The organism is Nocardia anaemiae NBRC 100462 (assembly GCF_001612725.1).
GTDB lineage: Bacteria > Actinomycetota > Actinomycetes > Mycobacteriales > Mycobacteriaceae > Nocardia > Nocardia anaemiae.
Genome location: NZ_BDAZ01000090.1, coordinates 1 through 13240 on the forward strand (window position 1 = coordinate 1; position 13240 = coordinate 13240).

9 protein-coding genes and 1 pseudogene are annotated in these 13240 nt (G+C 66.5%); 3 read left to right on the top strand and 7 right to left on the bottom strand.

Annotated features, from left to right (window positions below; genetic code table 11):
* Positions 1-290 (top strand): annotated as a pseudogene (locus NA5_RS41970) (hypothetical protein); the annotation flags it as partial.
* A gap of 313 nt (positions 291-603) precedes the next feature.
* Here NA5_RS41970 and NA5_RS36760 read toward each other — a convergent pair.
* The gene (locus NA5_RS36760) at positions 604-1800 is read right to left on the bottom strand and encodes an alpha/beta fold hydrolase (protein ID WP_062993651.1); all 1197 of its coding nucleotides are present in this window, start codon (positions 1798-1800) and stop codon (positions 604-606) included.
* A gap of 88 nt (positions 1801-1888) precedes the next feature.
* Here NA5_RS36760 and NA5_RS36765 point away from each other — a divergent pair, with 88 nt between their 5' ends.
* Positions 1889-2485 (top strand): TetR/AcrR family transcriptional regulator, encoded by a 597-nt coding sequence (locus NA5_RS36765; RefSeq protein ID WP_062993652.1) that lies wholly within the window; start codon positions 1889-1891, stop codon positions 2483-2485.
* A gap of 1307 nt (positions 2486-3792) precedes the next feature.
* Here the strand turns inward: NA5_RS36765 and NA5_RS36770 are convergent.
* Both NA5_RS36770 and NA5_RS36775 read right to left on the bottom strand, forming a co-directional pair.
* Positions 3793-5370: a DUF2339 domain-containing protein gene (locus tag NA5_RS36770; RefSeq protein WP_062993653.1), complete on the bottom strand. Its 1578-nt coding sequence runs from the start codon at positions 5368-5370 to the stop codon at positions 3793-3795.
* Between the two features lie 1885 nt (positions 5371-7255).
* Entirely contained in the window at positions 7256-7714 is a 459-nt protein-coding gene (locus NA5_RS36775) for a hypothetical protein (RefSeq protein ID WP_062993654.1), read from the bottom strand.
* A gap of 317 nt (positions 7715-8031) precedes the next feature.
* On the opposite strand from NA5_RS36775, the gene NA5_RS36780 reads away from it, so the two are divergent.
* Entirely contained in the window at positions 8032-9222 is a 1191-nt protein-coding gene (locus tag NA5_RS36780) for a helix-turn-helix domain-containing protein (RefSeq protein WP_062993655.1), read from the top strand.
* Between the two features lie 108 nt (positions 9223-9330).
* On the opposite strand, the gene NA5_RS36785 is transcribed toward NA5_RS36780, so the two are convergent.
* The 4 genes from NA5_RS36785 to NA5_RS36800 all read right to left on the bottom strand — a co-directional run bounded on the left by NA5_RS36785 (position 9331) and on the right by NA5_RS36800 (position 13216).
* The gene (locus tag NA5_RS36785; RefSeq protein WP_062993656.1) at positions 9331-10032 is read right to left on the bottom strand and encodes a DUF1707 SHOCT-like domain-containing protein; all 702 of its coding nucleotides are present in this window, start codon (positions 10030-10032) and stop codon (positions 9331-9333) included.
* 90 nt (positions 10033-10122) lie between these two features.
* On the bottom strand, positions 10123-10755 hold the full coding sequence (locus NA5_RS36790; RefSeq protein ID WP_062993673.1) for a response regulator: 633 nt from the start codon (positions 10753-10755) through the stop codon (positions 10123-10125).
* A 159-nt stretch (positions 10756-10914) separates the two neighbouring features.
* Complete coding sequence (gene macS, locus NA5_RS36795) at positions 10915-12105, bottom strand: MacS family sensor histidine kinase (RefSeq protein ID WP_062993657.1); 1191 nt, start codon at positions 12103-12105, stop codon at positions 10915-10917.
* Complete coding sequence (locus NA5_RS36800) at positions 12083-13216, bottom strand: AI-2E family transporter (RefSeq protein WP_062993658.1); 1134 nt, start codon at positions 13214-13216, stop codon at positions 12083-12085. The genes macS and NA5_RS36800 overlap by 23 nt, the downstream gene beginning before the upstream one ends.
* Positions 13217-13240 lie beyond the last annotated feature (24 nt).

Sequence of the window (13240 nt, forward strand, 5' to 3'; positions counted from 1 at the left end):
AGCCGACCCGTCCGATTCCGCCCGCGCCCGCGCCGCCGCCTCCGCCGCCGCCGTTTCAGCCGACGCCGATTCCGGCTGCGGACCATCCGACCCACCACGCGGCATCGGAGCGGCCAGGCACTTCGCATGACGATGCGCCGGACGAGAACCGCAGCAGCATCGAGAACTGGATGGCCGAGCTGAGGTCCAACCGTCGCCGCATCGGCAAGCCCGACGAAGGTAGGCACCACAGCGCGGACGGGCGGACGGTCAGCGTGAACGAGCTGCTTCGGCGGCGGGATCGCGAGTAAAACATTGTGCGGCAGCGACTTTCGCTTGCTGCCGCAAGTTTCAGCACATTCTTCGAAAGCGATTGGAGCCCACGTGGCGGCCGAATTCAGGTGCGTCCCAGTTGGTTTCGGCGGCGTGCACGGCTTCGGTGCCAGCGGCGATTTCGATAAGCAACGAGCGTCGGTTTCACCGCGATAGTCGAGCACCGGCCCACAGATCCCGCCGCCTCAGCAGCATGACGAACGCGACCTCAATGCCACCGGTGATCGGCAGTGCGCGGCTTCGTTGCCAGGGCCTGTGATTCGCGGGCAGGTGGTGGGAACCGCTGGATGCTCAACGAATCGGCGTTGTGTTCAGATCCGCGGCCTGATGATCCTGCAGCCAGGTGAGGATGGTGTGCAAGCAGCTGCCGATATTGCCGATTTGGCAGTGGTTTTGAGCTTGTTCGGCGGTGGTGAACAGGCGAGTGGTGACGGAGCGGGCCTGGGTCAGGGCGGCGGCCTGGCGGTGCAGTTGGTGGGCGGGCACGTAGTGGTCGTCGGCTCCGGCCAGTAGGAGAACGTCGGCGGTGACGCGGTCGGAAATGGTGCGGGTGGACAGGGCGCGGGCGGCGCGGAAGAAAGTGTACGCGTCCGGAGTACCGGTGACGTGCATGCCTTGGCGCAGGCCCCACGCGGCAATCGGTTTGCGGGCGGCGGCCAGACGTGCGGTCAGGTTGACCAGGGCGCGCGCGTGCCCGGCGACGGCGAAGCGCAGTGCTGGGGTGGCACCGGGAAAGGCTTGTCCGCCAAGGCATTCGAGGAAGTCATCGAGGACGTCGAGTGCGACGACGCGGCGGATGCGGGGTTCGAAGGCGGCCGCGCGGATGGCGAGTCCGCCTCCGAGTGAGATGCCGATCAGCGTGACGTCGTCGAGGACGTAGTGGTCGAGGACGGTCGCGACCGGGTGTTCCCAGGCTGCGGTGAGGGGCAGTCCGTGGTCTTCGAGAGCGCCGCCTTGGCCGGGGCCGTCGAAGGCGATGACACGGTATCCGGCGCGGGCTCCGGTCAGCAGCAGCGGAAAGATTTCCTCGGTGTACTCGTCGAATCCACCGCAGACGGCGATGACGCCGCGCGAAGGGCCATCGGGCCGCACCTCGTATGTCGGCAACGCGGCCGCACCGTAGGACACGTCGACCGGATACAGCTGGTAGAGATCGCGCATTGCATCGACGAACCGGCGGCGAGCGGGGGCGCGGCGTGGGTCGTCGACGGGCATGAAGAACTCGGCGGCGCGGTCGTAGTACGCGGCGGACAGTACGCGACCTTCCGCGCGGGCAAGCTGTGCCAGCTCGAGGAACACCGTGATCCAGTCGGAGTAGGAGCTGATCCGCTCGGCTGCCGCGCGCATCTCGGCCAGGGCATCGGGTCCGATCCACTGCAGGAAACGGTTGAGCTGGAATTCCATTCCCCGATCCGGATGCAGTCGGTGGTAGCCGACGGGGGCCGAAGTGGGCGCGATATCGATGATCGGCGCATTCCAGTTGACCATTCGCACTCCTTAACGCAAGTAATCATGCGATAGGAACGCTAACCCGCGCCGGACTCGAACGCAAGGATTCTTGCGTTAAGGTGATCGGGTGACCGAAGCAGCAGGACGACCCCGGCGGACCGGCGGGCGCAGCGCACGCGTGCGCGAAGCGGTCGTCGAGGCCGCGGTCAGCGTGCTGTTCGAGCACGGTCCGAACAAATTCAGCGTCGGGGAAGTCGCGGCGCGCGCCGGTGTCCACGAGACCTCGATCTACCGCCGCTGGCGCACCCGAGAAAACCTCATCGTCGATGCGATGCTGGCAACCAGCGGCGAGGACATCCCGATACCCGACACCGGCTCGGTCCGCGACGACCTCCTCGCACTGGCCCGTTCGGTAGCGGCCTTCCTGTCCCAGCCCGCCGGAGCAACCTTCACCCGCGCGGCAGCCGTGCACGTCGACGACGATTCCGTCGCGGCAGCACGCCGCAGGTTCTGGGAATCGCGTCGCAGCCTGGCGTCGGTCATCATCGAACGCGGCATTCAGCGAGGTGAATTACCGCCGACCACCGATGCCCGCCTGGTTCTGGAAACGCTCATCGCCCCATTCCACATGCGAGTCCTGCTGACCCACGAGCCGATCGACGACACCCTGCCCGAACGCATCGTCGACCTGATCTGCGACGGGCTCGAGCAGCCGGGTGCGTGACAAATCGATTCAACGAAGCTGCCACGAGCCCAACGCTTTCGCGGATGCGAAATCCGGTCGCGCTGGATGCTGTTGATACTCGAACAACGTTGCCGCATATCTGGTGCCCCGTCATCGATCGGACCGTTCACCGGTTTGCCCTGCGGAACGAGGAGACCACGGTCGCCCCGACTACACCGTTGCACCGGTCAGGTCGCGACGATCGCGGCCGTCGCCTGCATGCCGGTGTATGTGGCATAGGCTTCGATGAATGTTCGGCATTGCGAGTGCCAGCCGAGATGGCATATACGCTGCCCGCGCCGACCCACCGGATCCTGATTCTGCTGTACAGCAAAGGATTCAGCCGAACTGCTGCCACATGCACATCTGGAGCTGGCGGACACCTTCCCTATCGCTCCAGAGGGCTCGGCTGCCGCATACCCAGCGCGTACCTCGCAGAAGAGGTGTCCCAAATGGCATCGGCGAACTCCTGCGGGCGACCACAGCGCCCGTTCTGGACACACCGCCTCGCGCATCGCTGATCGGCCTAGCCTCGGCGATCGCCGCCGAATTACGGCCACTGCAGGCGCTGCCTGGAATGTGCCGCGGTACCAGCGGACCTTCCGCTGATCCTGACCCGCGGCCCCGTTTCGGCGACGATTCTGGCGTAGCGAGCGCGCGACCGGTCTCAGTGAACCTGCCGCCACCTCCAAGGATTCCACGGCGCATAAGTAATGCGCACGGCGCACAGGGTGCAAGCTGTGCGAGGTAGTGAATGACTGTGCGCCAGCAGATTCCACCCGCAGGTACAGCAATCGCCAAGGCCGCGATCGGCGAGCGTGCCCCACATACCCACAATTCGACTGGCGCACAGGCAGCGAGCACCGCGCACAAGGTACAGCCTCTGCGAGGTAGTGAATGGCTGTGCGCCAGAACTCCACCGCGCAGATCCAGCCCGCCAGCGTCCCGCAAATCCAGCATCGGGCGCCGATCCGCTGACCGTGCTGGCGGCCACCTGGATCCGACCGACCTCCAGACCATGCCGCACAGCTGACCGGCATCGTCGGCGTTATCGACAAGCGTGCCCACATACCCACAACTCGGCTGGCGCATAGGTAGCACTGGGCGCAGCCGCTGCGAGTTCACTGCTTTTGCTGAATTCTGTTTTGTGGCAACAGCTTCGGCGCGGCGGTCCGGATTGCAGGGCCAGTCGGTGGCGAGTAGACCCCGTCGGTATCGGCGGGGCCGATTGGAACTCGGCCTCGGTGAAGAGGCTGGTGTAGGTGTGTATCGGCGATGGGCGGGCTGTGCAATCGCCAACGCGGGTGTCAGCGGGATTCTGTTGAATCCCGGTTTGTGGCATCGGCTTCGGCGAAGGCGCGCGCGTAGCGGGTGCCTGCCAGGAGCAGGAGGACGCCGACTACCAGGAAGGCTGCTACTCGGACCAGGCCGTCCAGGGTGGCGAGGTCGAAGAGGAACAGTTTGGCCAGAGCAGCTGCGGTGACGAGCAGTCCGGAGCCGAGGGCCAGTTTGGCGACGGCGGCCGAGCGCGACAGGTTGCGCAGGCCGAAGAACAGCGCGGCGGTTGCGGCGGCCATCCACAGGATGGTGGCGGCGCTGTGGCCGATGATGAAGCCGTCGGCGCTGCCGGTCGCGATGCCGATCGAGACCGCCGCGGCGGTTACCGCGTACAGGCCCGCGATGCTCGCGACGACGAACAGCATCGATTCGTTTCCACCCGTCGTCATGCCGGGGAGTCGCCGAGCGCACCAGAGGGCCGCGGCGATCACCGCGAACGCGAGGACGGCACCCAGTGCGGTCGCGATACCCAGACGCTCGTGTGCGAGCCGCTGTGTCGCAAGCGCTTCCGGAGTCACTGTGCCGAAGTACACCATCGTGGCGATCACTGTGAACGCCGCACCGATGGCGGCGGTGATGCGGGAGCGCTGCTGTCCGGCCAACCCGAGGTAGCAGAGCGCAACCAGGAAAAGTGCGATCGGCAGGGTCTGCACTCGCGTCACGCCGACGCATGCTCCGAGCAGCGCGAATGATCCGACGATCGCGGCGACAAAGGCTATCGAACTCGGAATCCGCACCAGCTCACGCAATTTCGGCACCATCCACAGAGCTGCCACGGTCAACAGCACCGCCGCATGAACTGCCGCGACGAGGGTCGCCGAGTGCCGCTCGAACATCACGGGTGCGGCCAAAAGCGGAACCGTGGACAGCGCGAAACTCAGCGCGGCGACGATATCGCCGGATCGCCTGCGCACCACCAGAAACCCGCCGATCAACCCGATCGCCGCAATCGCCACCGCCGCCGCGAGCAGCCAGTACACCCGGCTCTGCACCGGATCATCAACCGCCGCGATGGCAATCGCGAGCAAAGTCGCCAACACCGCGGGCACCGTGCGCACCACATGCAGGAACGGCCAATCGCGCATCAATTGCACGGGCACGCAGGTCAACTGCAACACGATCAGGAATGCGAGCAGCACCAGTTCCGAAGTGACGAACGGCGACAACAACGCCGCACCCGCGACCACGAGCACAGCGAGCGGCTGCGACTGCCACCGCATCGCCAGCCCGACCCCACCCGCCGCAACACCCAATGCCACCGCGAGCCCGATCACCGGATGCAGCCAGTCGTAAATCGCGGTAACCGCAACCACATCCAGATACGCCCCGGCAATACCAGTGGCAGCCAAGGAAATTCCGCCGACCCGGCCACCGGCACGCCCGAACACCCGCACCGCCGCCCCGATCAGCGCCGCCGAGAACATCCCTCCAGCAACAACTCTCGGTATCGGCCCGAAGAACCCAGCCTGCGCGGCAAGCACCAACAGCATCACCACCCCGATCAGCGTGACCCCAACCCCGGCCACCGCCAACACCCGACTGATCATCCCTTCCTGCTGCCACCACGGCGTCCTCGTCGCCCCTCCTCGACCCCGCCGCGGCGGCACAGCCCCACTGCCACCCCGCCACGGCGGCATGCCAGGCGGCACAGCCACCCCGCCACCCCGCCACGGCGGAACAGCCCCACCCGGCGGCGGCACCGGCGGCACAAACCCGCCGTGCATTCCCGAAGCCCCCGGCACCCCGCCCGGACCCGCAGCCCACCCGGAAATCCCAACACCACCCGACTGTCCAAACCCAGACACCGGCCACCCCGAAGCCACAACCGGCGGCACCGGAATCCGCCCCCCGCCAGAAACTGGCGCCGACGGCACCGCACCCGCCATCGGCGCACCAGGCACCGCCCCCGCGGCAGGTACACCCGGAACCGTACCGGCGCCAGGCAGAGCAGCAGGCCCCCAAGTTGCCCCCGCGACCACAGACGCACCTGGCGCAGGCATGGCACCGGCCCCAGGAGTCGACCCCGCTCCCGCCAAAGCCGCGGATCTGACTGGAGCATCCGGCGCCACTGCGGGCGCACCACCGGAAGCGCCCGCGCCCCCGGCCCCTGACTGCGGGGGCACCGCGCCGCCCGCAGGCACGATCGGACAAGGCGCCGCGCCTGCTGCAGGAACATCCCCTGCAGACATGGCAGCAGTGCTCGTGGCCGCAGCAACAGGGCTCGTCCCTGCAGGCACCGCGCCCGCTGCGGGCATACCGGGAGCAGCGGCAACCCCGGCGACTGACTGCGGGAGCACCGCGCCGCCCGCAGACACGATCGGATCATCAAGCGCTGCGCCTGCTTCACCCATGTCCGACATGGCGGCCTCTGCAGACACAACATGAGAACCCGAGGCAGCGCCCCCGACGGCCGAAACATCCCCCGCTGACATGGCCGGAACATCCGGGGCCGCATCCGCCGCAGGCGCGATTGGAGTGCCCGCAATACCGGCAGTAGCTGACTGCTGTGGTGCCGTACCTCCTGTAGGAACGACCGGAAGACTGGGCAACTCTCCTGCTGCACGGGCATCTGACACCGCATCCATGGCAGCGGTGCTCCCGGCCGCCGCAGCAGACCTCGTCCCTGTAGGCGTGGCCGGTTCACCCGGCACCGCACCCATACCAGACGGACCGGAAGCACCAAAGATCGCTTCGGGTGTCGGAAATACCGGAGCACTCGCAGCTTCCGACGGTGCCGGTCCAGCCGCCGACTTTCCAGCAGCCGATGGATCCCCCGCGCCCGATGGATGCCCAGCGCCGCGGGTCGGCTGGGCCAACGGGGCTGAGGGTGCGCCCGGCGATACCGTCCGGCCACCGACCTCCCCTTGGTCTTCGGACGCAGGTTTGCCGGATACCGGTGCGCCGCTAGCACTGGGTGACACCGGGATCGGACCGAGCGGGTACTCCCCGCGAACCGAGAAGCCGGTCAGTTCCTTCGAAACCGCCGGTGCCGCAGCCAAATCCGCGACGACCTGCGCGCGTAACAAATCCAGGTCCCGGCCGAGGACGCCCATCTGCGTTCCCAATGCAGCGAACTCCCCGGACAACCGCGAAATCAGCGCGGGATCGATCGACGTAGTCATGTTCTCAATGCTGATTTCCCGAGCGCGCCGGAACATGAGTAGAAACCACTGGTGCTTATCCGGGATCTACTCGAATTCCAACCGCGCGACCGAGTCACCCGGTACGACGATCCCTGCCACCCCGACCACCGCTCGACCGGAACCACTTTGCCAGGCCGACATGGTCATTCGAGTTGGTCGGGCGCAGTAGGACATCCTCGACGAGCGCGGTCGAGACAATACTGAGGCGGGATTTGCGACCGGGTGGAAGCAGCCGGATCAACGTCGATCGACCCCCGCCCGGTTATAGCTGGCCGGGGGTCGTCGGCGATTACAGAGTATGCGACCGCATGCCGGTGACCTGGTAGATCGCATTGATTACCGCGGAGCGGGGTGGCATGCGCAGGACGCCCGGCGTTGGCTCGCCCGCCCAGTGCCAGCCGAGCTGGGAATCGGTGGTCGGGAGCAAGACGTGGCGGCCAGGAGGAACGACGGTCACGAAATGTCCGGCCAGGCAGCGGCGCACGCTGATCTCGACCGGGGTGGCCGGGCTCGGCGGTGCGACGAGGAAGGTCCAGCTGCGTTCGCCGGGTTCGGCGACCACCGGGGCGGTGTAGGTCCGGTCCAGCGTGGCCAGGACTTTGCGGCCCAGATCCGGTGGCGTCACCAGGGCGCCGAGGATGGAGCCGGTGGTGATCATCGGGCGACCGGCCAGCAGTTGAACCGGCAGTCCGTACCGATGTCGCAGCATATGCGCGATTTCGTGGGGCGAGTGACAGCGCTCGAACATGGCCTACGCCTCCCCTCGTCCACAGCCCGGGCAGCCCCCTCTGCGTAGCGGACCGTGCTGTTCGCGCACGCGCTGGGTGTGGCGCGCGGATCGACTGGTCTGGATACCCGGCTCGAACGCGCGATCGGCGCGGTGAGCTCGCACGGTGGTATTCGGCATGGTGTTCATTGCCGCCGCCCTTTGCATTCTCAAAGTTGCAGAAAGGCAACGGTATTCCAATCGAGCAGGAATGAGTCGTACGTAATGTCCCACTTCTGGTGATCGCGATCACTTAACGTCGTACCCTGAAACAAGGATGTAACAAAGGACTTGCCTAAATGGACGATTCGTCGATCGGCGTGCGGATAAGGCTCTTCCGCGGAAAGGCGCTCACCCAGCGCCAGCTCGCCGACCAAGCCGGTGTCAGCGTGGACCTTGTGCGCAAACTGGAACAGGGCGGCCGCCAGACCGCGTCGATCGCCAGTCTGCAAAAACTCGCGCGCGCACTGGATGTCGACATCTCCGACCTGGTCGGCAAGCGACACGGCATTCCCTCCGGCAATCCCGATGCCGGTATCGTCGCGATCCGCCGCGCACTGACCCCGGTCGACGATCTGCTCGGTGAGATACCGGACGAGGATGCGATCGGCCTCGACGAGGGCAGTCGCGCGGTCGATTACGCGTGGGGCGCCTACTGGACCGGCCACTACGAGCTGCTCACCTCGATCCTGCCGACTGGGCTCATCCAGCTGCGGGCGACGGTGCATGCCGCCCGCAACGGCGCGGTCGCATCCGCGAATGAACTACTCGCACGGATGTATTGGGTCACCGGATGCACCCTGGTCCATCTCGGACAGACCGATCCGGCATTCCTCGCGATCCGGCAGGCGCTCGCCGCGGCCGAGCTCGGCAATGATCCGCTGCTGGTGGCCACCATTCGCGGCTCGGTCGCCTGGCAGCTGCTGGTGCAGGGTCGTTATGAGGAGTCGCGCAAGGTAGCGCTGCGTGCGGCGGCGAATCTGGAGCCCGAGGGTGACGAAACCCCGGCGCACCTGTCCGCGTATGGATCGCTGGTTCTGCAGGGCGCTACCGCGGCCGGTCGGTCCCAGGACGTTCCCGAAGCATTGTCGCTGGTCCAGGCGGCGGGTGAGGTCGCGCTGCGCATCGGCGCCGATCGCCACGACTACGAAACCTATTTCGGCCCTTCACAAGTCGTCATGCAGACGGTCGATGTGAATATCAGCTCCGAACGCTATCCGGAGGCGCTGACCGCCGCGCGGGATATGCCCGCGAATTGCGGTCTGCCGCAGGCTTCCCGCGCCCGCCACCTCACCGATACCGCCGTCGCCCTGACCCGCACCGGCCAGCACAAGCGCGCCCTCGCCGCCCTGCTCGACGCCGAACGCGTCGGTGGCGCCGACTGGATCAAATACCAGTCCCTGCCACGGCACATCGTCTCCGAACTCCTGGACCACGACCGCCGAGTCCCGTTGCGCGCCTTCGCCCGTCGGATCGGCGTCAACACCTGACGCCGTCGGCGCGAGATGCGCTGGCTACCAGGTGACTTCCGGCAATTCGATAGTCATATCAGGAAGCTACCGTCCGCTAGCGGGTGCTGCCCGGCAATTGCCGCCGAGTCAGCTCCCCATCAACTTGCGCCATTGGGCGCGCAACGTGTGTTTGGCGGTGATCGAGCCGAAGCGGATTCGGCCGTGCACGACGATGTGTAGCGGGCCGAGGGGTGGACCGGTGCGGACCTTGTTGTTGACGCTGGAGCCGATCAGGTCGACGGCGTTGAGGTCGACGGTGGCCTCGGTGGGGACGATCAGGGTGAGTGAGCTGAAGTAGTCGTCGACGTGCACCTCGACGACCTGGGTTGACATGATCGCCTCGGTGAAATCGAGGGTGACGCCGGAGAGCCAGTTGTTCAGATGCAGTGCCGGGGCGACCTGCCAGGGACCGCGGCGATTGACGCCGGACAGGCGGCTGCGGATCACATTGCCCGGCGTGACCGGTGTCGGGACCGCGGGCGGCGGTGAGACCCGCTTCGTGAACGCGGGCGAGGAATTCACGAAGGTCGAGGGCGGTGCGGCGGGCTGGCCGACGAGTCGCACACCGGGCAGGTCGACCAGCACGGCATTCAGTTCGCCACGGGTCTTGGCGGCCAGCGCGGTATCCATCCGCTCGGTGAACTCCCCGAGCGAGAGCATGCCGAGCCCGACGGCGCGCTGCAGCAGTTGACCGACGTGTTCGCGCTCGGCATCGGAAACGCGCAGCTCACGGTCGCCGACCACATCACCGGAGCCGACACCGTTGGATACCGATTCGGGGCCACCCATGAATCCGAGATTACCGAGCGCCGCACCCCCGACGCATCAGGGCAATCCCCGATTCCTCTCGACCCCCGATCTGGATCCACCCCGTTGCGGCTACTCCAGGCCCTGCTCGATCGCGTAACGCGTCAGTTCGACGCGGTTGGCCAGCTGTAACTTTCGCAAGGTCGCTTGCACGTGGTTCTCCACGGTTCGATGGCTGAGTCCGAGTCGCGACGCGATCTGCTTGGCGGACAAGCCTTTCGCCACCATCCGCAACACTTCGGTCTCCCGTTCGGTGAGCGCGGGACGATGCGGTTCGTCCGGTTGGACCGGCGCCGACGCCATGCGTCGATACTCACCGAGCACCAGCCCGGCCAGTCCCGGCGTAAATACCGGTTGCCCGGCCGCAGTGGCCCGCACCGCCTCGATCAACTCGCTAGCCGACGCACTCTTCACCAGATAACCCGAGGCCCCGGCCTTGATCGCATCCAGCACATCAGCGCGCTCGGCCGATGCCGACAACACCAGCACCCGACTCTCCGGCGACACTCGCAACACTTCCGCCGTTGCCTGCGCACCATTCCCATCGGGCAACTGCATATCCATCAACACCACCGCGGGCCGCACCGCCGCCGCTCGCCGAGTAGCCGTCCCCACCCCATCCGCGGTCGCGGCAACCACGAACCCCGCCTCGGCCAGATCGCGGGAAACGCCATCGCGCCACATGGGATGGTCGTCCACCACCATCACCGAAATCGCCTCAGCCGCATTATCACTGGTCAAACTGTCCTCCTCTGCGCTCGACTACCCCTACCTCCAGCCAGCACGCCTGCGGTGACTGCACGCGACTTCGGCCCACAGCGGCGGCGGAACCCGCAAGCTGTCGCCGCGCGACCCGGCAAGCACTCACACCGCACGTCCCGAACGCGGCACCCGAAACTCCCACTCGGTACCGAAGCCGACACCCCCAGCCTCCTCGGTAAGCAATACCGCCGTTCCCCCCAATGTCTCGATGCGGCCGATAATGGACCGCGAAACCCCCATCCGCCCTTCGGCTTCCGCCTCTGCCAAGCGCCCCGGCGCAATCCCGACACCGTCATCGCGCACACTGATGATCAGCTCATCGCCGGTATCCTCCAGCAGCACATAGGCTTTCGCATCCGGTCCCGCGTGCAGTGCGACATTGGACAATGCGTTCGCCACCGCCCCCGCGATCTCACCCGCCGTCCAACGCCCGACCCGCACCGGCTCACCCGGCGTCGAAACGAAGACCGACGGCCTGGCATGCACAGTCAGCAGCGGCCGCAGATCGACATCCGCACCACCGGTATCCCCGTGTCTGCCCTGCTCGGAAATCAGAACCCGAAGCGCCACTTCCTGTTCCGCGGCGCGCTGCGCCAATTCCTCAGTAGCTCCGCCGATCTCATTCCCACGCCGCTTGATATAACTGAGCACCTGCAGCACCCCATCGTGCACCTCACGAGCCAGGCGCTCGCGCTCCTCGGCCGCCGCGGTCAATCGGACGGCCCGCTCCAGCTGCCCCTGCGCCCGACGCGCGGTATTGGCCGCGAGTCCCAGCGCCAGCCCGATGGAGACGAGCACCGGCGCGGTCGCATCGGCCCACACATCCTGCCCCCACTGCTCGCGCACCGTCACGATCACCGCCGCCAGCAAAAGCCCGGACAGCACACCGGCGAGCGGCCCACGCAGAATCGCCGCGGAGACAACGGCATTGGCTACCCACAGCGTGGTCGGCAGCGTCTGATGCCCGTGATACCAGCCGTAATCGGCGACCAACCGGGTCGAGGCGATCAGCGCGATCACCACCACGTGATCCCCGATCACCACCCAGGACCGCAGCCGCGCCACATCGGGAAAGTGCCACTGCGACAACATGAAAGCCGACGCGCCGGACCACACCGCCATCACCGCGATCAGCACCCAGCTCAGCTGCTGATTCTGGTAATACCGCACCGAGGCGATCTGCTGGCCGACCGCATAGAGCAGCGTGACCAGCCGCAATGCCTGCACCGCACGCCACAGCGGCGCGGTCGCCGCATCGGCCGCGCTGACCTCAGTCGGGCCCGGCCGAGTCATCCGACCGGTCCTCCCGGTTCATCTCCTTGGTCAGCACCACATCCACATCGAACCGGCCGGGCTCCGGCTTATCCGGCTCCACCGCGAACATTCGCGCCCCGTCGCCGGTATGCAATTCCTCGAACGCCTCCTCCGGACCTTCCGAAAGCAGCGACCGAATCGCGGTATTCATCACCGCGACGAACGGCACCGCCAACAGGCCGCCCGCGATCCCGCCGAGCACGATGCCCGCGGCAATGGCCAGCACCACCGCGAGCGGATGGATGCTCACCGCCCGACCGAGCAGCAACGGTTGCAGCACATGGCTTTCCAACTGCATCACGGCGATGATGATGCCGAGCACGATCACCGCGGTCACCCAGCCCTTGGTCACCAATGCGATGAATACCGCGATGGTCCCGGCCAGGAATGCACCGACGATCGGGATGAACGCGCTGATGAACACCAGCGAGGCCAACGGCAATGCCAGCGGCACGCCGAGAATGGCCAGACCGGCGCCGATGCCGATGGCATCGACAAGTGCCACCACCACCGTCGCACGGACGAATCCCACCAGTGTCCCGAAGCCGAGTTGCCCTGCGGTGCGCACCTTTTCCCGATGCGGAGTCGGCACGATCCGGGTGACGAAGTGCCAGATCTGATCTCCGCCATAGAGAAAGAAGATGAGAATGAACAGGGTCAGGAAGGCGCCGGTGAGAAGGTGCCCGATAACTGTCGCGGTGGTCAGCGCACCGCTGGTGAGGCTGTCCTGATTCTCCCGGATCGTCTTGACGATCGTGTCGCCCGCGCTGCGGATCTGCTCATCGCTCAGATGCGGCGGACCGTTGATCAGCCAGTCCTGGATTTGGTGGATGCTGTGGGTGATTTCGTCGGACAGCTGCGGCACGCCCTCGATGAACTGCTCGACGACGAAGGTCATGATTCCCGCGACCACGCCGAGTAATCCGACCAGCGCGACAAAAACCCCCACCGACCTCGGCACCCCGAGCCGCTGCATCCAATCCACCAGCGGCGCCAGCAATGCGGCGGCCAGCAGGCCGATGGCGAGCGGGATCACCACCGTCGCCAATTTCTGCACCACCATCGAGAACGCGATCAGCGCGGCGAACATCACCAGCAGCCGCCACGCCCACTC